This is a genomic window from Sphingobium sp. FG11, from assembly GCF_057809915.1.
Map to the genome: position 1 here is coordinate 36,496 of NZ_JBMDKW010000014.1, position 20,414 is coordinate 56,909.

Annotated in this window: 20 protein-coding genes and 1 tRNA gene; 8 read left to right on the plus strand and 13 right to left on the minus strand. The window is 64.5% G+C overall.

Going from position 1 to position 20,414, the window contains the following annotated elements; all coding sequences use genetic code 11:
• Positions 1-176: 176 nt before the first annotated feature.
• The 5 genes from ACODSN_RS12610 to ACODSN_RS12630 form a co-directional block, all read right to left on the minus strand.
• Positions 177-575 carry an RcnB family protein gene (locus tag ACODSN_RS12610; RefSeq protein WP_489055866.1) on the minus strand — a complete coding sequence of 133 codons (399 nt, stop codon included), beginning with the start codon at positions 573-575 and terminating at the stop codon, positions 177-179.
• A gap of 164 nt (positions 576-739) precedes the next feature.
• Positions 740-1,945 carry an ABC transporter permease gene (locus ACODSN_RS12615; RefSeq protein WP_489055867.1) on the minus strand — a complete coding sequence of 402 codons (1,206 nt, stop codon included), beginning with the start codon at positions 1,943-1,945 and terminating at the stop codon, positions 740-742.
• On the minus strand, positions 1,945-2,646 hold the full coding sequence (locus ACODSN_RS12620; RefSeq protein ID WP_489055868.1) for an ABC transporter ATP-binding protein: 702 nt from the start codon (positions 2,644-2,646) through the stop codon (positions 1,945-1,947). Before ACODSN_RS12620 ends, ACODSN_RS12615 begins: the two co-directional genes overlap by 1 nt.
• A 3-nt stretch (positions 2,647-2,649) precedes the next feature.
• Positions 2,650-4,134: an efflux RND transporter periplasmic adaptor subunit gene (locus ACODSN_RS12625; RefSeq protein WP_489055869.1), complete on the minus strand. Its 1,485-nt coding sequence runs from the start codon at positions 4,132-4,134 to the stop codon at positions 2,650-2,652.
• Positions 4,124-5,596, minus strand: a complete 1,473-nt coding sequence (locus ACODSN_RS12630) for an efflux transporter outer membrane subunit (protein ID WP_489055870.1) — start codon at positions 5,594-5,596, stop codon at positions 4,124-4,126. The genes ACODSN_RS12625 and ACODSN_RS12630 overlap by 11 nt, the downstream gene beginning before the upstream one ends.
• Positions 5,597-5,748: 152 nt before the next feature.
• On the opposite strand from ACODSN_RS12630, the gene fabD reads away from it, so the two are divergent.
• Both fabD and fabG read left to right on the plus strand, forming a co-directional pair.
• A complete protein-coding gene (gene fabD, locus ACODSN_RS12635) occupies positions 5,749-6,684 on the plus strand; it encodes an ACP S-malonyltransferase (RefSeq protein WP_489055919.1) in 936 nt (311 codons plus the stop codon).
• An 18-nt stretch (positions 6,685-6,702) separates the two neighbouring features.
• Positions 6,703-7,443: a 3-oxoacyl-[acyl-carrier-protein] reductase gene (gene fabG / locus ACODSN_RS12640; protein ID WP_489055871.1), complete on the plus strand. Its 741-nt coding sequence runs from the start codon at positions 6,703-6,705 to the stop codon at positions 7,441-7,443.
• 32 nt (positions 7,444-7,475) lie between these two features.
• On the opposite strand, the gene ACODSN_RS12645 is transcribed toward fabG, so the two are convergent.
• The 3 genes from ACODSN_RS12645 to ACODSN_RS12655 all read right to left on the minus strand — a co-directional run bounded on the left by ACODSN_RS12645 (position 7,476) and on the right by ACODSN_RS12655 (position 10,599).
• A complete protein-coding gene (locus tag ACODSN_RS12645) occupies positions 7,476-8,141 on the minus strand; it encodes a L,D-transpeptidase family protein (protein WP_489055872.1) in 666 nt (221 codons plus the stop codon).
• A 149-nt stretch (positions 8,142-8,290) separates the two neighbouring features.
• On the minus strand, positions 8,291-9,463 hold the full coding sequence (locus ACODSN_RS12650; protein WP_489055873.1) for an acetyl-CoA C-acetyltransferase: 1,173 nt from the start codon (positions 9,461-9,463) through the stop codon (positions 8,291-8,293).
• A gap of 47 nt (positions 9,464-9,510) precedes the next feature.
• Positions 9,511-10,599, minus strand: coding sequence for an alpha/beta hydrolase (locus ACODSN_RS12655; RefSeq protein ID WP_489055874.1), 1,089 nt, complete (start codon positions 10,597-10,599; stop codon positions 9,511-9,513).
• Between ACODSN_RS12655 and phaR the strand changes: the two genes are divergently transcribed.
• From phaR to ACODSN_RS12670, 3 genes are all read left to right on the plus strand, one after another.
• On the plus strand, positions 10,598-11,188 hold the full coding sequence (phaR, locus tag ACODSN_RS12660) for a polyhydroxyalkanoate synthesis repressor PhaR (protein WP_489055875.1): 591 nt from the start codon (positions 10,598-10,600) through the stop codon (positions 11,186-11,188). The genes ACODSN_RS12655 and phaR overlap by 2 nt on opposite strands.
• A 95-nt stretch (positions 11,189-11,283) precedes the next feature.
• Positions 11,284-12,810: a proline--tRNA ligase gene (gene proS / locus ACODSN_RS12665; protein ID WP_489055876.1), complete on the plus strand. Its 1,527-nt coding sequence runs from the start codon at positions 11,284-11,286 to the stop codon at positions 12,808-12,810.
• A 254-nt stretch (positions 12,811-13,064) separates the two neighbouring features.
• Positions 13,065-13,141, plus strand: a tRNA-Pro gene (locus ACODSN_RS12670).
• Between the two features lie 223 nt (positions 13,142-13,364).
• On the opposite strand, the gene ACODSN_RS12675 is transcribed toward ACODSN_RS12670, so the two are convergent.
• Genes ACODSN_RS12675 through ACODSN_RS12685 form a run of 3 tightly spaced genes read right to left on the minus strand, consistent with a single transcriptional unit; the run spans position 13,365 to position 14,953 of the window.
• Positions 13,365-13,601 carry a hypothetical protein gene (locus ACODSN_RS12675; RefSeq protein ID WP_489055877.1) on the minus strand — a complete coding sequence of 79 codons (237 nt, stop codon included), beginning with the start codon at positions 13,599-13,601 and terminating at the stop codon, positions 13,365-13,367.
• A 45-nt stretch (positions 13,602-13,646) separates the two neighbouring features.
• Positions 13,647-14,501, minus strand: coding sequence for a sigma-70 family RNA polymerase sigma factor (locus ACODSN_RS12680; RefSeq protein WP_489055878.1), 855 nt, complete (start codon positions 14,499-14,501; stop codon positions 13,647-13,649).
• Complete coding sequence (locus tag ACODSN_RS12685) at positions 14,498-14,953, minus strand: carboxymuconolactone decarboxylase family protein (RefSeq protein WP_489055879.1); 456 nt, start codon at positions 14,951-14,953, stop codon at positions 14,498-14,500. Before ACODSN_RS12685 ends, ACODSN_RS12680 begins: the two co-directional genes overlap by 4 nt.
• A gap of 258 nt (positions 14,954-15,211) precedes the next feature.
• Here ACODSN_RS12685 and trxB point away from each other — a divergent pair, with 258 nt between their 5' ends.
• Positions 15,212-16,174 carry a thioredoxin-disulfide reductase gene (gene trxB / locus ACODSN_RS12690; RefSeq protein ID WP_489055880.1) on the plus strand — a complete coding sequence of 321 codons (963 nt, stop codon included), beginning with the start codon at positions 15,212-15,214 and terminating at the stop codon, positions 16,172-16,174.
• An 18-nt stretch (positions 16,175-16,192) separates the two neighbouring features.
• On the opposite strand, the gene ACODSN_RS12695 is transcribed toward trxB, so the two are convergent.
• Positions 16,193-16,483, minus strand: a complete 291-nt coding sequence (locus tag ACODSN_RS12695) for a phosphopantetheine-binding protein (RefSeq protein WP_489055881.1) — start codon at positions 16,481-16,483, stop codon at positions 16,193-16,195.
• 24 nt (positions 16,484-16,507) lie between these two features.
• Positions 16,508-17,512, minus strand: coding sequence for a GNAT family N-acetyltransferase (locus tag ACODSN_RS12700; RefSeq protein ID WP_489055882.1), 1,005 nt, complete (start codon positions 17,510-17,512; stop codon positions 16,508-16,510).
• Between the two features lie 77 nt (positions 17,513-17,589).
• On the opposite strand from ACODSN_RS12700, the gene ACODSN_RS12705 reads away from it, so the two are divergent.
• Both ACODSN_RS12705 and ACODSN_RS12710 read left to right on the plus strand, forming a co-directional pair.
• On the plus strand, positions 17,590-19,101 hold the full coding sequence (locus ACODSN_RS12705) for an acyl-CoA ligase (AMP-forming), exosortase A system-associated (RefSeq protein ID WP_489055883.1): 1,512 nt from the start codon (positions 17,590-17,592) through the stop codon (positions 19,099-19,101).
• The gene (locus tag ACODSN_RS12710) at positions 19,098-20,330 is read left to right on the plus strand and encodes a pyridoxal-dependent decarboxylase, exosortase A system-associated (protein ID WP_489055884.1); all 1,233 of its coding nucleotides are present in this window, start codon (positions 19,098-19,100) and stop codon (positions 20,328-20,330) included. The genes ACODSN_RS12705 and ACODSN_RS12710 overlap by 4 nt, the downstream gene beginning before the upstream one ends.
• Positions 20,331-20,414: the final 84 nt, after the last annotated feature.

The following is a 20,414-nucleotide window of genomic DNA, read 5'->3' on the forward strand; positions in this document are numbered from 1 at the left end:
TGTCTCGATCCGCACCGGCCCGCACCCCCGGCCGACCGCCCACAGAGTGTATCCTGAATGGGCGGTCGGGTGGGGGTGAGGGCCGGTGCGGCAACCGAACTGCGCCCTTCCGCGCATTTCGAGACAAACCCTAAGAGCAACGTCCCGGAACCATGGCTCCGGGGCGCTCCGTCTGGTCAGCGGATCGCGCCGCCGATGATTGCTCCAATGATCCCGCTGGTCACGGCGACCAGAACCGCGTCATTGCCCGAGCGAACCCAGTGATAGCCGCGCGGCGGGGCGGACAGGCGATAGTCGCGATAATTGTTCACGACCCGATAGTTGGTCGCATAGCGGCGGTCGAAACGCTGGCCCTTGGCCCAACGCTTGCCATGATAGCCACGGCGATCGTTGCGCATGTCGTGCCGGTCGCGATCGTTGCGAACGACAGTCCGCTTTTCGACCACGGTGCGGCCGTGATGGTCGCGCTCGACGACGCGGGTGACTTCGCGCTGCGGCGCGGCCTGTGCCTGTGCGACCATCATCGGGCTGGTGACCATCGTGGTTGCGATCAGCGCCATCAGAAACTTCTTCATGTCTTTGCTCCTCTTTCGATCCAGGCGCCGCTTCCGGCGTCGAAGACAGAGATAGGACGCACTTGTCGCAAGCTTGTGCCGGGGAAGCGCAAAGATTGTCGGAAAATGTATCAGTTTAAGATTTAGCCTGAACCGCTGTTCATAAATGGCCGGTTTCCAATGATTTATTCGTGGCGCAGGGCATCAATCGGGTTGAGCGCGGCGGCGCGGCGGGCGGGGAAATAGCCGAACACCACGCCGATCGCCGCGGAAAACAGGAAGGCGATCAGATTGACCTTAAGGTCGAAAATGAAGGGCACCTGCATCAGCGGGGCGATGGCGAGAGAGGCCGCCAGCGCGAGGACCAGCCCGATCAATCCGCCCAGGCACGACAGCACGATCGCCTCCACCAGAAACTGCAACAGCACCTCGCGCGCGACCGCGCCGATGGCGAGGCGTATGCCGATTTCGCGCGTGCGCTCCGTTACCGACACAAGCATGATGTTCATGATGCCGATGCCGCCGACCAGCAGCGAGATAGCGGCGACCGCGCCGACGATCTGCGTCAGGATCGTGGTCGTGCCGGTCAGCGTGTCGGAAATCTGCTTGGTGTCGAACACGTTGAAATTATCGTCCGCGCCCGGCTTGATCTTGCGCCGTTCGCGCATCAGTTCCTCCAGGCTCGCCTGCACGACGCTGGTGTCATAGGCGTCGTCGACCGCGATCATGATCTGACTGATGTCGCGATCGCCGGTGAAGCGGCGCTGGACGAACTTGATCGGCATGACGACGACATCGTCCTGATCGCCAAAGCCGCCTTGCCCGCGCGTCGCGAGCACGCCGATCACCTGGCAGGACACGCCCTTGATCCGCATCCGTTTGCCGACCGGGTCGGTGCTCTGAAACAGGTTGGTGCGCACCGTATTGCCAATGAGGCAGACCGGGCGACCGGCTTCCTCCTCGTCGGGCATGAACAGGCGTCCGCTTTGCGCTTTCCATTGCTGGACATCGGAATAGGCCGATGTCGTGCCATAGACGGTGGTCGACCAGTTATTGCCTTCATAGATGGCGGTGCCGCTCGACTGCACGACCGGCGCGACAGCGCGCACGCCGGTGAGCTGGTTTTCGATCGCGGTCAGGTCCGCAGGTTTGAAATCGGGCGGGCGCGGACCGCCGCCGCCACGGCCAAACCCCTGACCGGGCCGCAGTTGCAGCACGTTCGCGCCGAGCGAGCTGATCTGCTGCCGCACGGCGGCGGTCGCGCCATTGCCGAGCGTGACCATCGCGACCACCGACGCCACGCCGATGATGATACCCAGCGTCGTGAGGAAGCTGCGCAGCTTGTGCCGGTTGATCGCGCGCAGGGCGAGGATGACGGTGGTGCCCAGCATCAGGCCGCCGCCCCCGGCTCGACCCGTTCCACAAGCCCGTCCTTGAAATGGACGATCGTGCGGGCGAAGGCGGCCATGTCCGGCTCATGCGTCACCATCAGCACGGTGATGCCGCTATTCTGATTGAGGTCGGTCAGCAATTCCATGATCTCAACCGATCGTTCCGAATCGAGATTGCCGGTCGGTTCGTCGGCGAGCAGTACATCGGGGTGAGTGACGATGGCGCGGGCGATGGCGACGCGCTGCTGCTGCCCGCCGGAAAGCTCGGAGGGCGTATGGTCCCACCAGTCCTTGAGGCCCACCTTGTCGAGCGCCGCCATGCCCATGTCATAGCGCGTCTTTTTATCCTCGCCGCGATACAGCAGCGGCAGCTCGACATTTTCGAGCGCGGTGGTGCGGGCGAGCAGATTGAACCCCTGAAACACGAAACCGAGATAGCGGCGGCGCAGCAAGGCGCGCTGGTCGCGGTCGAGCCGTTCGACATGGCGTTTGCGAAACAGGAAAGTGCCACCGGACGGCACGTCGAGGCAGCCCAATATGTTCATCGTGGTCGATTTGCCGGACCCCGAAGGTCCCATGACCGCGACAAAATCGCCCGCCGCGATGTCGAGGTCGATGCCTTTCAGCGCCTGAAACGCGGTCGCGCCCTCGCCATAGATTTTGGTTACGCCGCGTAGCGATATGATCGGGTCGCCGCTCATGCTTTACCGACTGGCCGGGGCGACCGGCGCGGTCTGCGGCTTCGCGTCGCCCGAATTGCCGAGCTTGCCCATGCTGGCGGGACTGCCGTCGGTGGCAGGATCGCGCCGATTGTCGGCGGCGCGTTCGCGGCTGCGCTGTTCGCCCGGCGTCTGATCGTCGGCGGGGGCCTGCTGCCCGGCGGCAAGCTGCCCGGTGATGACGCGCATGCCGGGCTTCAGGTCGCCGCCGGTGACGACCGTGCGGGCGCCGTCGCTCGCGCCGATAACGATCTGCACCGGCTTGGGTTGGCCGTCCTCGCCCAGCACATAGACGGTCTGGCTGCTGCCCGCCCCGAAGCTGACCTGCCGCGCATTGCCGCGACGCAGGCGACCGGGACCGGGCAGAACGCTGGTAATGCCGCCGCCGCCCTTGCCCGCGCTCGGCTTGAAGCGCATCGCCGCGTTGGGGACGAGCAGGACGTCGCGCAATTGCTGCGTCACGATATCCGCCGTCGCGGTCATGCCGGGGCGCAGCGTTTCATCCTGATTATTCACCGCCAGCACGGCGGTATAGGCGACCACCGTGCCCGCCGTGGCGCTTGTCGTGCCTGACGAGGCGGTGCTCGTGGTGCTGCTGCTATTGGAGCCGACATTCACCCGCGTGACGTTGGCCGGGAAAGTGCGGCCGGGAAAGGCGTCGACGGCGAAACTGGCGGTCTGGCCATCCTTGAGCTGGCCGACATCGGCCTCGTCCACGGCGACGTCGACTTCCATCTGGGTCAGGTCTTCGGCAAGGGTGAACAGGACCGGGGCGTTGAGCGACGCGGCGACGGTCTGACCAGGTTCGATATTGCGCGCCAGCACGACGCCGTTCACCGGCGACACGATCTGCGCGATCGACAGGTTGGTCTGCGCTGTCGCCAGCTGGGCGCGGGACACGTCCACCTGCGCCTGCTGCGCCCGCAGTGCGCCGAGCGCGTTCTGCACATTGGCGCGCGCGGTATCGAGTTCGGTCCTGGCAGGCACCTTGCCGCCCGATAGCTGATAGACATTGAGCTGCCGGTCGAGCGTGGCCCTGGCCAGCGCGACCTGCGCCTGCGCCTGTGTCACGCTTGCCTGCGAGGCGGAGACCTGCGCGCGGTTCTGGTTGACGGCATCGACCAGTCGACGGGTGTCGAGTTCGGCGAGCTTCTGGCCCTTGCGCACGCGATCGTTCACATCGACATAGACTGCCGTGATCTTGCCCGACTGTTCGGACCCGACATCGACCTGATTGATCGGCTTGAGGTTGCCTGTCGCCGAAACCGTGACGGTCAGGTCGCCCTTGCGCACCTCCCGCGTGGCATAATTGGGTTTGTCTTCACCGGAAAAGCAGCGGGCCAGCAGCAGGATCGCCACCAGCAGCACAACGCCGATGGCACCCCGGATCGCCCATTTGCGCCACGGTTTTTGCGGCTTGACCCCCAGAAAGTCGTCGAGGTCCGCATCGGGGGTCACGTCATTGCTCATCGGGGCGGTTTTCCATATTCTGCCAGCCGCCGCCCAGCGCATTGTAAAGCTGGGCGAGGCCGAGCACGGCATCGGACTGCGCGGAGGCCAGGCTGTTGCGCGCGTTCAAAAGGCTGTTCTCGCTGGTCAGCAGCGTCTGAAAGTCGATCAGGCCGGCGCGATACTGGCTGCGCGCAAGGATCGCGGCGTTGTTCGACGCGTCGAACGCGATCGCGAACTGCTCCCGGCGCTGCTGCGCGGCGGTGAGGGCGGCCATGGCGTTTTCCACATCCTCCAGCGCCGTCAGCACCGATTGCTTGTAGGCGGCGAAGGCGGCATCGGTCGCGGCCCGTTGCGAGCGTACCTGCGACGCCAGCCTGCCGCCGTCGAAAATCACCTGCGCGACATTGGCGAAAATCCCGCCGGTGACGATGTCGAACAGATTTTTGAAGCTGGCGGCGCTGGTGCCGATATTGCCGCTGATCCCGAGCGAGGGATAAAGCTGCGCCTGCGCCACGCCGATCCGCGCGGTCGCGGCGGCGAGCGCGCGCTCGGCCGAACGGACATCGGGGCGCTGGCGCAGCGTGTCGGCGGGGATGCCGGTGGCGATGCTGCTCGCCGCCGTTGGGATGGGCGCTGGCGCTTCGAGCGCGCGGGTCGCTTCACCCGGCGCCTGACCCGTCAGCACGGCGATACGGTTGAGGCTGCCACGCAGCGATGATTCCAGTTGCGGGACGGTCGCGCTGGTCTGCGCGAGCTGGGCGCGCGCCTGTTCGACATCGAACGACGAGACCAGCCCCGCCTGCAAGCGCCAGCGGGCGATATCGAAATTATCCTGCTGCACACGCTGCGTCTCGCGCGCGATGGCGAGCTGGTTTTGCGCCAGCCGCGCCTGCACATAATTGGTGACGAGTTCCGATATGATCGTCATCCGCACATTGGCGAGATCATAGCCCGACGCGGCAAGATCGGCGCGAGCGGCTTCCGACGAGCGGGAGAGTTCTCCGAACAGGTCGATCTGCCAGCTAGCGTTCGCACGGGCGGAATAGTTGCCACTCCATTTGCCCACGCCACTGCTGATGATGTTGCCGTTGCTGTCGACCCGCGTGCCGCCGCCCGCGCTGTTATAATTGCGGCCGCCCGAACCGGAGGCGTCGATCTGCGGCAGGAAAGCCGCATTCGCCTGCCGCAGCGACTCCCGTGCCTGACGCAGCCGCGCCTGCGCCTGCACAATGTCGAGATTGCCCGCGATCGCCTGACCGACGAGCGCATTCAGCGCGGGGTCGCCCAGCCGCGTCCACCAGCTGGCGAGATCGGCTTCGTCGATCGACGCGGTCGGCCCCTGGCTGTAACCGGCGGGCACACCGAGCGCGCCGACCTGTGGCGCGCTATAATCCGGTCCGGCCGCACAGGCGGACAGCAACAGAGCAGTTCCCGCGATTGGGGCAATGCGATATCGCACCTTTTCCTTGCACTCCGTCATCGTTAAGGGGGGCGGCAGGCAGCCCGATCTTCAGGGTGAGGCGATCTTCCACCCTGCCGAAATCATGGGCCAGCCTCAACGGCGTTTATGTCGTAAAGTGTAACAAGGTTGAGAAAGTCGGCGCTTTCGTGCGCCAGGTTAGAGAGCGAATGATGAGAGCATTTCTTTTTCCGGGGCAGGGTAGCCAGTCCGTAGGCATGGGCAAGGCGCTGGCCGAGGCAAGTCCGGCAGCGCACGAATTGTTTCAGGAAGTCGATGACGCGCTGTCGCAGCATTTGTTCCGCATCATGATCGAAGGGCCGGAAAGCGACCTGACCCTGACCGAAAATGCGCAGCCCGCGATCATGGCCAATGCGCTCGCCACCTTGCGCGTCATGCAGCGGGAAGCCGGTTTTTCGCTGAGCGACAAGGGCGACTATGTCGCCGGGCACAGTCTGGGCGAATATAGCGCGCTCTGTGCGGCCGAGGGGTTCGACCTTGCGACCACGGCGCGGCTGCTGAAGCTGCGCGGGCGAGCGATGCAGGCGGCGGTGCCGGTTGGCGAAGGCGCGATGGCGGCGCTGCTCGGCGCGGATATCGGAAAGGCGCAGGCGCTGGCCGATGCCGCGGCGCAGGGCGAGGTCTGCACCGTCGCCAACGACAATGATCCGAGCCAGGTCGTGATTTCCGGCCATCGCGGTGCGGTCGAGCGGGCGATCGCGCTGGTCAAGGACCATGGTATCAAGCGCGGCGTGCTGTTGCCCGTGTCCGCTCCTTTCCATTGCCCGCTGATGCAGCCGGCGGCGGAAGCGATGGAGGATGCGCTCGGCAAGGCGACGATCAACGCGCCGTTGCTGCCGGTCTACGCCAATGTGCTGGCCGCGCCGACCGCCGATCCGGCGGACATCCGCGTGCGATTGGTGGAGCAGGTGACGGGGCGGGTGCGTTGGCGCGAAAGCGTCGCGGCCATGTGGGACGCGGGCGTCACCGACTTCGTGGAAGTGGGCGGCAAGGTGCTGGGGCCGATGGTCAAGCGCATCGCGCCTGACGCGAAAGTGACGAGCATCGTGACGATGGACGATATCGAAGCGGCGCTGGCCGCATTCTAACATAAATAGGGGCAGGATATGTTCGACCTTTCAGGCATGACCGCGCTGGTGACAGGCGCATCGGGCGGCATCGGTTCCGCCATCGCACGGGCGCTGGCGGCGCAGGGCGCGACGCTGGCGCTGTCAGGCAGCAATGCGGACAAGCTAAACGCCTTCGCGGCCGAACTGGGTGGCGATCATAAGACCCTCGTTTGCAACCTGTCGGATCCGGCGTCGGTCGATGCGCTGATCCCGCAGGCCGTGGAAGCATTGGGAGGACGGATCGACATTTTGGTCAACAATGCCGGTGTGACCCGCGACAACCTGATCCTGCGGATGAAGGATGAGGAGTGGAATGACGTCATCTCGGTCAATCTGGAGGCAGCGTTCCGGCTGATCCGCGCGGCGGCCAAGCCGATGATGAAGGCGCGCTTTGGCCGCATCATCTCGATCACCTCGGTCGTCGGCGTCACCGGCAATCCGGGGCAGGCCAATTATGCCGCGTCCAAGGCGGGCATCATCGGCATGTCCAAATCGCTGGGGCAGGAACTGGCGAGCCGGGGCATCACCGTGAATTGCGTCGCGCCGGGCTTCATCCGCTCGGCCATGACGGATTCGCTGAACGACGCGCAGAAGGGCGCGATCCTCACGAAAATCCCCGCAGGCGATCTGGGCGAGGGCGCGGATATCGGCGCGGCGGTGGTCTATCTCGCCAGCAAGGAAGCCGGATACGTCACCGGCCAGACGCTGCATGTGAATGGCGGCATGGCGATGATCTGATCGCAAAGGCCCTCCCATGCGGAGGGCCGCGATCATGGTCGCAACAGCCTCAGCAGAAAGATGCCGGGGTCGATCTCCAGCAGCGGCACATCGCCATTTTCGTCCCTCGGTAATGGCGCGGGGCGTCGGTAAGGCGCCCCGCCGCTTTGTGGCGTGAAGGTGACGATGGTGGCGCCCGGATCGGCCAGCACCAGCGCATCGACCATCAGCGCCGGGCTGAGGCGGTTCGCGGTCACGCTGACCAGTGTCCCGATCCGGGTGATGCCGAACAGCTTTTGCGCAAAGGCATAGGGCAGACGGATACAGCCATGGCTCGCCGGATAGCCCGGATCATGCCCGGCATGCAGCGCGATCCCGTCCCACGTCAGCCGCTGCATGAACGGCATGGGCGCGTTCGAATAGATGTTGGAGCGGTGATATTGCCGCTTTTGCAGGATCGTGAAGTCGCCCTTGGGCGTGCCATGGCCCTTCTTGCCGGTCGATACGGCAGCCATCGCGATCAGCCGGTCGCCATCATAGAGATGGATCTGCTGCCGCTCGATGCTGATGATCATGTAGATGGGACCGGACCATGGCCCTTCGTCCAGCCAGCGATAGCCGCCGGGGGCCAGGCGTTCCTGCGCGCTCGCCGCTCCGGCCGGGAGCAGCACGGCGCAGGCCGCCATAAGACAGAGGAGGGGAAGGCGGAAGGAATGCATAATCCTTCCTTAACCATAGTGTCGGTCAGCGCCAGTATTCCGGCGCCACCGATCGCACGGCTTCCCGTTTTGAGACAGGATGAGGATGCGAAAATGCAGGAAGGAAGGGGTTCAGCCTTGTCGCGCCGAACCCTTCCTCGTCACAGGCCTCAGCGTTCCAGGCACATGGCGACACCCATGCCGCCACCGATGCACAGGGTTGCGAGGCCCTTTTTCGCGTCACGCCGCTGCATTTCGTACAGCAGCGTCGTCAGGACGCGCGCGCCCGATGCCCCGACCGGATGGCCGATCGCGATCGCGCCGCCATTGACGTTGACCTTGTCCCAGTCCCAGCCAAGTTCCTTGCCCACCGCCAGCGATTGGGCGGCGAAGGCTTCATTCGCCTCGATCAGGTCGAGATCGGCCAGCGACCATCCGGCCTTGGCCAGCGCCTTGCGCGTGGTGGGAGCGGGGGCGATTCCCATATAGGCGGGGTCGACGCCCGCCGTCGCGAAGGAGGCGATGCGGGCCAGCACCGGCGCATTGCGCTGCGCGGCTTCGGTCGCCGTCATCAGCACCAGCGCGGCCGCGCCGTCATTGATGCCGCTCGCGTTGCCGGCGGTGACGCTGCCGTCCTTCTTGAAGGCGGGCTTGAGCGACTGGATCGATTCCAGGGTTGCACCGGCGCGGATATATTCGTCGGCATCGACGATCGTGTCGCCCTTGCGTCCCTTGACCGTGACAGGCGCGATCTCATCGCGGAACCGGCCGGCGGTGCGCGCCGCTTCGGCCCGGTTCTGGCTGCCGACCGCGAACACATCCTGCTCCTCGCGCGTGATCTGATATTTCTCGGCCAGATTTTCTGCCGTCATGCCCATATGATAATTGTTGAAGGCGTCGGTCAGGCCGTCATGGGTCATGGTATCGAGAAAGGAGACCGGACCCATTTTCACGCCGCCGCGCAGATATTGCGCATGCGGGGCCATGGACATGCTTTCCTGCCCACCGGCAACCATGATCCGGGCGTCGCCCGCGCTGATCGCCTGGGCCGCGAGCGCGACCGCGCGCAGGCCCGATCCGCAAAGCTGGTTGATGCCGATCGCGGTCTTTTCAACCGGGATGCCGGCATTGACGGAGGCCTGACGCGCGGGGTTCTGGCCCTGACCGGCGGTCAGAATCTGGCCCAGAATGACTTCATCGACCTCGTCCGGGGCAACGCCCGCCTGCTCCAGCGCGGCGAGGATCGCGACGCGGCCCAGCTCGTGCGCGGCTATATTACCGAACGCACCCATGAAGCTGCCGACGGGGGTACGCTTTGCAGCGGTAATGACGATGTCTGACACGATCCGGATCCTTGATATGTGCGATAATTTTGCGGGCGCACATATCATTATCCGCCATGACTGCAAAGCCATTCGGACAGCGGTTGCCACAGCGCGGCGGGTGCCCCGCCACCCACCACCATGCCGACATGGCCGAGCCGCAAGTCCATGTTATCTCGCAATTGCGGTGCGGAATCCGCCGGTACGATCCGGTCGGTGAGGGAGCGGACAGACAGGGTGGGGCAGGGCAGCGCTTGCGGATCGACGGGTGTCCCTTCGATCCGCCAGCGACTTTCGCCTGTCACATTCGACTCGTATAGCTGCTCGAAAAGGTCGCGGCCCGCGGCATAGCTGAGCGGCGGTCCGGCATTGGCCCAATCCTCTAGCGCGAGAAAGGCGCGCTCGCGGTCCGACCCCGCCGACAGGCTTGCGAAATCCGCATATTTGCGGATCGTGCGCGCTGGATCGAGTGTCCAGAACCCCGCCTGAAGCACCTCCATCGGCACATAGCCCAATCGCTCGCACAAGGGCCTGGCCAGTTGCCAGCTATTTGCGACGGTATCGCGGTCCGCCTCGGAGAATATGTCGAAGCGCCAGGGCGTGGCCAGCGCCACGACTCCCGCCACGGGATGTAAAGCCGCCGCGCCGAGCGCCAGGGTTCCGCCCAGACAATAGCCGACCAGCAGCGGCGGACGCGGCAGCGCGGCAAGCAGCGGCAGCAGGCGGGCGGTGACATGCCCCTCCAGATCCAGCGTCGCGTCTGCGGCGGACGGGGTGCCCCAGTCGACGAGATAGGGCTGATGCCCTGCTGCGGCCATGTGGCGCAGCATGGAGCGCTCGGGCGACAGGTCCAGCACCTGCGGCGGATTGATGAGCGACGGCACGAAAACCACGGGAAACCGGCCATTATCAGGCCCATATTGCAGCAATGCCGCGCTGCCATGCCTTGCGGCAGCGGGTGGCCGGGGCGGGGGAGGCGTTCGCTCCGCCTCTTGATATTTGCGCAGGCCCTGAAGCGCGGTGCGCCGCAGTTCAGGGTCTCCCTCCGTCTCGCGCCATAAAATATGGAGGAAAAGAGGCAAAGGCCGTGGCCCATGTTGCGGTGCGGGAGCGCCCTGTGCTAGTGCGGAAAAGGCAGGATAGGGAGAGTTTTCCATGGCCAAATCCAAAGCGGCTAATGAATCGGAGCCGGTGGTGATCAAGAAGTACGCCAACAGGCGGCTTTATAATACCGAAACGTCCAGCTACATCACGCTCGATCTTCTGTCGCAGATGACGCGCGAAGGGCGCGAGTTTGTGGTGGTCGATGCCAAGAGCGGCGAGGACATCACCCATAATGTCCTGACCCAGATCATCATGGAGGAAGAACAGCGCGGCAAGAATATGCTGCCCGTCAATTTCCTGCGCCAGCTGATCTCCATGTACGGCGATTCGATGCAATCGATGGTGCCGCAATATCTGGAATCCTCGATGGAGGCTTTCCGCAAGAATCAGCAGCAGTTTCAGGAAGCCATGAAGGGCGCGTTCGGCGGCGGCCCGCTTGCAGAGATCGCCAAGCGCAACATGCAGATGTTCGAAGCGGCGGCGGGCGCGCTGAAGGGCGGCATGCCGGGCATGCCGGGCATGCCGGGCGTTCCCACGCCGGGATCGGCGAGCGCCGCGTCGGATGAGAGCAAGGATGACGAGATCGCCGATCTCAAGGCGCAACTCGCCGCGCTCAATGCGAAGATCGACAAGCTGGTCTGATCGACCTTAATCCACGGGTGCGGCTTCGGGGTCGACAGTCAGGGCGGGCTTGCCCTATGGCGCGCCCGTCCCACTGATCCAGCCAAGGCATCGTCGTGAAGCACGCACTTTCGGTTACCCGCGAACAGGATTTTTCCGCCTGGTATCAGGCCGTCATTTCGGAGGCTGATCTGGCCGAGGAAAGCGGCGTGCGCGGATGCATGGTCATCCGGCCATGGGGCTATGGCATCTGGGAGCGCATCCAGTCGCTGCTCGACGCGCGGATCAAGGCCACGGGCCATGAAAACTGCTATTTTCCGCTGTTCATCCCGCTCTCCTATTTCGAGAAGGAAGCCGAGCATGTCGACGGATTCGCCAAGGAAATGGCGGTCGTCACCCATCACCGGCTGATCCAGAAGGACGGCAGGCTGGTGCCTGACCCGGACGCAAAGCTCGAAGAACCGCTGGTCGTGCGGCCGACGTCGGAAACGGTGATCGGCGCGGCCTTCTCCCGCTGGGTACAGAGCTGGCGCGACCTGCCGGTCCTTATCAACCAGTGGGCCAATGTCGTACGCTGGGAGATGCGGACGCGGATGTTCCTGCGCACCACCGAGTTCCTGTGGCAGGAAGGGCATACCGCGCACGCCACCGTCGATGAGGCGATGGAAGAAACGATGAAGATGCTCGAAGTCTATCGCAGCTTTGCCGAGGAGTGCATCGCCCTGCCGGTTGTCGCGGGCGAAAAGCCTGAAAACGAGCGCTTCCCCGGCGCGGTCGCGACCTATTCGATCGAAGCGATGATGCAGGACGGCAAGGCTTTGCAGGCTGGCACCTCGCATTTTCTGGGCACCACCTTTTCGGCGGCGCAGAATATCAAATATCAAAATGCCGAAGGGCAGCAGGAACTGGCGCAGACGACAAGCTGGGGCGTGTCGACGCGGATGATCGGCGGCCTCATCATGGTGCATGGCGACGATGACGGGCTGCGCGTGCCGCCCCGCGTCGCGCCGTATCAGATCGTCGTCGTGCCGATGCTGCGCGATACGGAGGAGGATGACGCGATCCTGGCCTATTGCGGTGAACTGGTGGCGTCGCTCAATGAGATGGACCTATTCCGTGAGCCTGTGCGCGCGCTGCTCGACAAGCGGCCCGCCAAGGCCGCGACCAAACGGTGGGGCTGGGTCAAGAAGGGCGCGCCGATCGTGATCGAGGTTGGCGGGCGTGACGTTGCCGGCGGCAACGTCTCGGTCATCCGGCGTGACCGGCTGTATCGGGCGGACGGCAAGCTCGACAGCGCGATCATCGCGAAAGGCGATTTCGTGGCAGGCGCGACGGCGATGCTGGAGGATATCCAGCAATCCCTGTTCGTCCAGGCCAAGGGGCGGCTCGAATCAGCGATCGATCGGTCGATCACTTCGCTCGACGGCCTGAAGGCCTATTTCGATGCCAGTGCGCGGCCCGGCTGGGCCGAGGTGCAGTGGAGCAAGCCGACCGGCGCGGCGCTGGAGAAGGTGGTCCAGTGGCTCAAGGGCGAAAAGCTCACCCTGCGCAACGTGCCGCTGGATTCGGCGGCTGCTGATGGCGCATGCCTGTTCACCGGCGAACCGGCCGTGGAGCGGGTGTTGGTGGGGCGCAGCTACTAACTGCGAGCCTGCCGCACGTCGCTGGCGCGGCGGCCAAGAGGGTGGGTCGAGCCAAGGCCAGCGAACCCTGCGCGGAACATTCCGGCGAACCAATCCGTTTCACTTACCGATGTAAATCGGAGGATGGATCATGGGCAAGGGCTTGTTATTGTGGCTGATCGGCGTTCCCATTCCGGTTATTCTGGTTTTGTGGCTGATCTTTCACTGATGTTCGATTGACGGGGGACGCGCTTGCCCGCTAAGGCGCTACCCGTCGGGGAGTAGCGCAGTCTGGTAGCGCGCCTGCTTTGGGAGCAGGATGTCGCAGGTTCGAATCCTGTCTCCCCGACCATAATTCAAGATTCGTGTATAATCTTGATATAATTAGAGAAAAAGTGGCGATTTATGACTGTGCAGTAACTGTGCAGAAAAAATTGCGGATTTGCTTGTTGGTGTAAGCGACTCAGCCCAAGGCATATTGGGTGGTTATTAGAATAGCCTGCCCCTGCTCGCCTCCACATGGGCGCGCCACGCGGGCTTTGCCGCTTCCTCGTCCAACCACGCAATGACGTGCACTACCATATTGCCGCCATGGGCTTCAATGGTGCCGGGTTGCATGAGTGCGAGCAGTAGCGGGTGTTGGTGATGGGCAGCTGCGCGCCTTCCGGATCTATGCTGCGGATTTCCAAATGTTCGATGACCGTCCAACGGCAGGACATGTAGGTCATCGCAATCCCGATGCCTTGCCATGCGAAACAGTAGGCTTGTTGCGACTGGTCCATTTTATGCCCCCACGAACACATGCACGGCATCCCATGCGGTTAATCACGGACCTCAACATTTGGGTCGCCCCCCAATTAATGGACCAGCCTTTCCACATGCCGAAGCTTGTCGGGATTGCGCATGACATAGATCGCCTTCACTCGATCGTCCTCGATCAGAAGGGCGGTCGTCTGTAAAATGCCATCTGCCTCGCGCGTAACAAAGCCGGGCAGGCCATTTACGAACGCCTGCCTGATGAATTCCGGATTGCCGCGCCGCAGCCGGAAGATTGCCGCAAGCCCGCGCAGAACCTCCGCCGCGCCATCGAGAATGCGGCCTGCCGCGGGGCGTTTGCCGCCGCCGTCGGAATGGAAGCGAACATCGTCGGCAAGGAGCAAGCTGAGTTTCGCGGCGTCGCCCGCCTGGGACGCTTCGTAAAAGGCTGCAGCGATCGCCAGTCCATGGTCGCGCTCGACAGGAAAGCGCGTCCGCTCGCTGCGGACATGCTCGCGCGCACGCGCGGCAAGCTGACGACAGGCGGCGGCGTCCCGGCCGATGGATCGGGCGATATCTTCGAAGCTCTCGCCGAACACGTCATGAAGCAGGAAGGCCGCCCTTTCGAGCGGGGACAGGCGCTCTAGCGCGAGCATGAGGGGGAGGGTGATATCCTCCATCGGTTCTGTTTCCACGATCGGCTCGGGGAGCCACGGGCCGACATAGTCTTCCCGTCGCACTCGCGCGGACTTGAGATGATCGAGGCAGAGGCGGGTCACGGTGCGGCGGAGGAAGGCGGCGGGGACGCGCACCGTTGCCCTGTCGGCCCCGGCCCAGCGCATGAAGGCTTCCTGCAACACATCCTCCGCATCGGCCATGGAACCGAGCATGCGATAGGCGACGCGCAGCAAGGTGGCTCGCTGCGCATCGAAGCTCGTGATGTCGGTGTCGATCACGCCGCCCAGCCCAGCGCAGGATCGTAGAGATGGAAGCCGACGGCCAGACGGTTCCAGCCGTTGATGACGTTGATCGCGAGCGTCAATTGCACTTGCTCCTCCGCGTTGAACTGCGCCGCCAGGCCGGCATAGACATGGTCTGGTGCCCGCTTTGTTGCCACCTCCGTCAGATGATCGGTCCAGCCGAGAGCCGCCCGTTCGCGAGCGCTATAGCATGGCGCTTCTTCCCATGCGCCGAGCAAGTGGATGCGTTGCTCCGTCTCGCCAGCCTTGCGTGCATCGGAAGTATGCATATTGAGGCAATTGGCGCACCCGTTGATCTGGGAGGAGCGAATCTTGACCAGTTCCAGCAGGCTCTTTTCAAGGCCGGATTTCTCCACCTGGATCGACAGATCGTACCAGGCTTTGATGAGTGGCCCCCCTGCGGCGTAAATATCGGTGCGGTCGTTCATGTGTCGGATCCTTTTATTGCTGTTGGATACCGTCATGACGAGGCAGCAGATGACCTTGTGACACGCTCCGCTATTTTAATTTGCGACCGCTCGTTGCGGCGAAAGTCTAATGGCCTCGCTATCGGCAACCCTGGCCCCCAGCCATTCGCGCCCGCCCACAGTTCAGCTTGCATCGCCCGTGATAAATCTGTCGCTTGGCGTTAGCGGGGCTGCTCCCTATCTCTGCGCCATTCCGAATCGCCTTGCCGAAAGCCTGATATGACCGCCACTCACTCGACCCGCATGCTCATTCTCGGCTCCGGCCCGGCCGGTCTGTCCGCCGCCATTTATGGGGCGCGGGCGGGGCTGGCGCCGATTGTCGTGCAGGGGATGCAGCCGGGCGGGCAGTTGACCATCACCACCGATGTCGAAAATTATCCGGGTTTCCGCGACGTCATCCAGGGACCCTGGCTGATGGAGCAGATGCAGGCGCAGGCGGAGCACGTCGGCGCGCAGATGCTGTACGATCAGATCATCGACGTCGATCTCTCTGAACGTCCGTTCCGCATCCGGGGCGACAGCGGCAAGCTCTACATCGCCGACACGCTGGTCATCTGCACCGGCGCGCAGGCGAAATGGCTGGGGATCGAGGGCGAGCAATTGCTCCAGGGCAAGGGCGTGTCCGCCTGCGCCACCTGCGACGGTTTTTTCTATCGTGGCAAGAAGGTCGTCGTCATCGGCGGCGGCAATACCGCGGTCGAGGAAGCGCTCTACCTCACCAATCACAGCCATGATGTGACCCTGATCCACCGCCGGGATTCGCTGCGCGCGGAAAAGATCCTGCAACAGCGGCTGTTCGCCCATCCCAACGTGAAGGTGCTCTGGAATCAGGCGGTCGAGCGGTTCGTCGGCGGCGGCGACCCGGTCGGGCTGGTCGGCGTCGACCTGATCGACACGGTCACGGGTAAAGCGTCCCATATCGAGACGGACGGCGCGTTCGTCGCGATCGGCCATTCGCCCGCGACCGAACTGTTCGCGGACAAGCTGCCGACCGACGACGGCTATCTGCTGGTGGACAAGGGCACGACCCACACCGCGATTCCCGGCGTGTTCGCGGCGGGCGACGTGACCGACAAAATCTATCGGCAAGCGGTGACGGCGGCGGGCATGGGCTGCATGGCGGCGCTCGATGTGGAGAAATTCCTGGCCGAAGCGGATTTCGAAGCCATCGCGGCGGAATAATCGCCCTCGCGGGAAGGACTACGCCCCGAGCTTCATCCGGGCGAAGTCCGCCAGCGAGCCGAAGGTTTCGAATGTGTCGCCGTCGATATCGTCATCGTCGATGAGGATGTCGAAACGGTCCTCCATCTCGGTGAGCAGGCCCGCGACCGCCATGGAATCAAGTTCGGGCAGCGCGCCGAACAGCGGCGTATCGGCCGCGAACGCATCGACCCGGTCTTGCGGGATCGCCAGCACGTCGCGGAGCAAGCCGCGCAATCTGGTTTCGATATCGTCCGTCCGGTTGACCGGCTGAGTAGTGTGCACCCGCATGAGGCGTGATTAAACCCGGTCCGCTCAACCTACAAGGGCGGAAATGGCGGTGCGCGCAGCGGCAAGCCAACTCGATGCGAAGCGCGGATTGAAACAATCGACCCGGTACAGCGTCTCGCGGCTTTTCATCCAGTCGGTCTTGTAGGGATTATCGCCGGTGCCGTAATCGATCGTCTCGACCCGATCGACATCGATGGCATGCGCGAACATCGCGTGGCTGAGCAGGGTGCCGGGCGATCCTTCGTCAAAGGCGCGGTCGTGCGACAATTTGTGGATCAGCGCGACGCCGTTGTCGACGGTCCACAACTGGGTCGCGACCGCGCGCCCGTCCACCCGCGCGAACCCCAGACGCAGCGTGCCCGCCGCGCTTTCCCGCTCCGCCAGCCCGCGCAGGAAGGCGAGGCCCGGTTCGGGCGCTTTCCAGCTGCGCGCGTGCACATCCTCATAATCGCGCCACAGCGCGTCCGTTAGCCGGTCGGTGATGCTGATCTCGAATCGATCGTCCCTGGCCTTGCGGCGAACGATGGTGCGGAGATTGCCGGGGCGGGCGGCCCAATAGGCGGCAAAGTCCCTCCCGTCGAGATGGAGCAGATGACGCCCCCCGAGCGGTCGCTGCACCGCGAACCAGCCCGCCCGGCGAAAGGCGGCTAGCAGGGCGGCGGGCATGGCCACCGGATAGAGATCGATCTCGCGACAGGTGCGCGCCAGATGCTGGGCGATGCTTTCGAGCAGGCGGGCCTGCATCGCCGCGTCCGGCGCGCCAATGAATTGGGGACGCCAGCCAAAACTATACCAGTTGGCGAGCGCGGACAGGGTGCGGCGCGGTTGCCCGACAAGGAACATCCAGGCTTCCGCCTCCTCTTCCGCCGCATGGAGGATGCATAGGGGGCGATCCGCGAGGCAATCGGCGTGCAGCGCCTCATACCATTCCATCCGGTCGAACAGGCAGGGGACGCGCGCGCGGTCGAGGCGGCCGGCCAATGCCGATCGCGCTTCATCCATGCTGCGATATTCCCTTGTGAGCGGCAAGCCACTATCTCCCCGGACAATGGGTCGCGGATTAAGGGAAAAGTCTGGACATGGAGTTAAGCGGGCCTGAACCAAGGATGGTCGATGGCGCAGCGGTGCGGCCGATCGACCATATTCTGCTGCGCGAGGACAATTCGCGACCGGCGATCGACGGGCGGTCGGGCAGTCAGGATTATGCGGGGCTGGAAGCGACGCTCGGGCGGCTTGCGGGCTGGCTCGCCGGATTCGGGCTGGAGCGCGGCGCGCGCGTCGCGAGCTGGGTTGCGAAGGGGCCGGTCGCCGCGTTGATGCCGCTCGCCGCCCCGCGCGCGGGGCTGGTCCATGTGCCGGTCAACCCGTTGCTCAAACATGGACAGGTCGCGCACATTCTGGCCGATAGCGGCGCGGCGCTGCTGATCGGAACCGCCAGCCGTCTGGCGACGCTCGCCCCGACGGAGGTTCCGGCGGGCTGCCAGCCCCACCGCGAGGATGACGCCGCCTGCGCCATGAGCGGCGGGACGGCGATTGGCCCGTCGGATGCCCGGCCCGACGATCTGGCGGCTATCCTCTACACCAGCGGATCGACCGGCAAGCCCAAGGGCGTGATGCTGAGCCATGCCAATTTGTGGCTCGGCGCGGTCGCGGTCGCCGATTATCTGGGGCTGGGACCCGATGACCGGACGCTTTGCGTGCTGCCCTTCAGTTTCGATTATGGCCAGAACCAGCTATTTTCGACCTGGATCGCGGGGGGATGCGTCTATCCGCTCGATTATCTGACGCCGCGCGATGTCGTGAAGTCGGTGGACCGGCGCGATATCACGACCCTGGCGGGGGTTCCGCCGCTGTGGGTGCAACTGACCGAACTGGACTGGCCGCCCGAGGTGGCGGGCAAGTTGAAACGACTCACCAACAGCGGCGGGGCGCTGACCCGGCCGCTCGTCGCCAAGTTGCGGGCGCTGTTCCCGCAGGCGGACCTGTATCCGATGTATGGGCTGACCGAAGCCTTCCGTTCCACCTATCTGCCGCCAGCGCTGGTCGAAAGCCATCCCGACAGCATGGGATCCGCCATTCCTTTCGCCGAAATACTCGTCGTGCGGCCCGACGGCACCCTGACGGACGATGGCGAGCCGGGCGAACTGGTGCATTGCGGACCGCTGGTGGCGCAGGGCTATTGGCGTGACGCCGCGCGCACCGCCGAACGGTTCCGTCCCGCGCCGCCCGCATCACGCTATGGCGGCACTGCGGTCTGGTCGGGCGACACGGTGCGGCGGGACGCACAGGGACTGCTGTATTTCGTGGGCCGCGACGATGCGATGATCAAGTCGGCGGGCAACCGGATCAGTCCGACGGAGATAGAGGAAGCGGCGCTCGCCGTGGACGGCGTGGCCGAAGCGGTGGCGCTGGGCGTTCGGGACGAGAGGCTGGGGCAGGCGGTGCTGCTGCTGATCCGCACGTCCGATCCCGCGACCGCAGCGGCGGTCGAAGCGCGGCTGAAGGCCGACCTGCCCAATTTCATGCAGCCGCGCCAGACGATTGCGCTCGCCCGATTTCCCCGCAATCCCAACGGCAAGATCGATCGAGTCGCACTGGCCGGAGAATATGCGTCATGAAGCCCATGGGACCCATCCCGCCCGCGTTTCAATCCGAAGATGGAATGTTGCTGATCGGCGGATGCGGCGCGGAAAGCCTGGTCGACGAAGCGGGCGACACGCCCCTGTTCGTCTACGACATGGATATCGTCGGGGCGCAGGTCCGCCGCTTCCGCGCGGCGATGCCGGATCAGCTCGACCTCCATTATGCGATCAAGGCCAATCCCTATGCGCCGCTGCTGGCGCGCATGGCCGGGCTGGTCGATGGATTCGACATCGCTTCGGGCGGGGAACTGCACATGGCGCTCGACGCGGGCATGGCGCCGGACCGGATCAGCTTTGCCGGGCCGGGCAAGCGCGACGATGAACTGAGCGCCGCGATCTTCGCCGGGGTCACGCTCAACCTCGAATCGGAAGGCGAGGGGCGGCGGGCGCTCGCCATCGCCGACAAGCTGGGCAAGACGCCGCGCCTCGCGGTCCGGGTCAATCCCGACTTCGAACTCAAGGGTTCGGGAATGCGCATGGGCGGCGGGGCCAAGCCGTTCGGCGTCGATGCCGATCGGGCGGCGGCGCTTGCCCGCGATGTGATCGCGGCGGGCGCGGACTGGCGCGGCTGGCATATTTTCGCCGGATCGCAGACGCTCGATCCGCTCGCCATCATCGAGGCGCAGGCGGCGACGATCGACCTTGCGGCGCGCCTGTCCGACGCTGCGGGGGTTACGCCGCCGCTGGTCAATCTGGGTGGCGGCTTCGGGCTTGCCTATTTTCCCGGCGACACGCCGCTGGACATCGCGCCGATTGGCGACGCGCTTGGCAAGGCGCTGGAATCGCGGCCTGACAGCCTGAAGAACAGCGATTTCGCCATGGAACTAGGGCGCTGGCTGGTGGGCGAATCCGGTGTCTATCTGACGCGCGTGATCGACGTTAAGACGAGCCAAGGCGAAACCTTTGTGGTGGTCGATGGCGGGCTGCATCATCAACTGGCGGCGAGCGGCAATTTCGGCACGGTGGTTCGCCGTAACTATCCGATGGCGGTCGCGAACCGCTTTGGAGGTCAACCAGCGGAACATGCGGTAACGGTCGTCGGGTGCCTGTGCACGCCGATCGACCGGCTTGGCGACAAGGTGGCGTTGCCGGTGATCGAGGCGGGCGATCTGATCGCGATCTTCCTTGCCGGGGCCTATGGTGCGTCGGCCAGTCCAGCCGCTTTTCTTGGCCATCCAAGTCCTCGTGAACTTTTACTTGGCTGATTTGCCGGGAACTTAACTCCTAACGGTATCTTTACCCTTTGACGGCATGAAGTGGGTTGAAGCCATGTGCTCCGGGCCTGCCTC

Coding starts and splice junctions, on each gene's coding strand:
- phaR (WP_489055875.1), top strand. CDS start 10,598: ATGGCCAAATCCAAAGCGGCTAATGAATCGGAGCCGGTGGTGATCAAG.
- ACODSN_RS12630 (WP_489055870.1), bottom strand. CDS start 5,596: ATGACGGAGTGCAAGGAAAAGGTGCGATATCGCATTGCCCCAATCGCG.
- trxB (WP_489055880.1), top strand. CDS start 15,212: ATGACCGCCACTCACTCGACCCGCATGCTCATTCTCGGCTCCGGCCCG.
- fabD (WP_489055919.1), top strand. CDS start 5,749: ATGAGAGCATTTCTTTTTCCGGGGCAGGGTAGCCAGTCCGTAGGCATG.
- ACODSN_RS12705 (WP_489055883.1), top strand. CDS start 17,590: ATGGTCGATGGCGCAGCGGTGCGGCCGATCGACCATATTCTGCTGCGC.
- ACODSN_RS12615 (WP_489055867.1), bottom strand. CDS start 1,945: ATGCTGGGCACCACCGTCATCCTCGCCCTGCGCGCGATCAACCGGCAC.
- ACODSN_RS12675 (WP_489055877.1), bottom strand. CDS start 13,601: ATGCCGTGCATGTGTTCGTGGGGGCATAAAATGGACCAGTCGCAACAA.
- ACODSN_RS12620 (WP_489055868.1), bottom strand. CDS start 2,646: ATGAGCGGCGACCCGATCATATCGCTACGCGGCGTAACCAAAATCTAT.
- ACODSN_RS12655 (WP_489055874.1), bottom strand. CDS start 10,599: ATGGAAAACTCTCCCTATCCTGCCTTTTCCGCACTAGCACAGGGCGCT.
- fabG (WP_489055871.1), top strand. CDS start 6,703: ATGTTCGACCTTTCAGGCATGACCGCGCTGGTGACAGGCGCATCGGGC.
- ACODSN_RS12710 (WP_489055884.1), top strand. CDS start 19,098: ATGAAGCCCATGGGACCCATCCCGCCCGCGTTTCAATCCGAAGATGGA.
- ACODSN_RS12610 (WP_489055866.1), bottom strand. CDS start 575: ATGAAGAAGTTTCTGATGGCGCTGATCGCAACCACGATGGTCACCAGC.
- ACODSN_RS12645 (WP_489055872.1), bottom strand. CDS start 8,141: ATGCATTCCTTCCGCCTTCCCCTCCTCTGTCTTATGGCGGCCTGCGCC.
- ACODSN_RS12685 (WP_489055879.1), bottom strand. CDS start 14,953: ATGAACGACCGCACCGATATTTACGCCGCAGGGGGGCCACTCATCAAA.
- ACODSN_RS12695 (WP_489055881.1), bottom strand. CDS start 16,483: ATGCGGGTGCACACTACTCAGCCGGTCAACCGGACGGACGATATCGAA.
- ACODSN_RS12625 (WP_489055869.1), bottom strand. CDS start 4,134: ATGAGCAATGACGTGACCCCCGATGCGGACCTCGACGACTTTCTGGGG.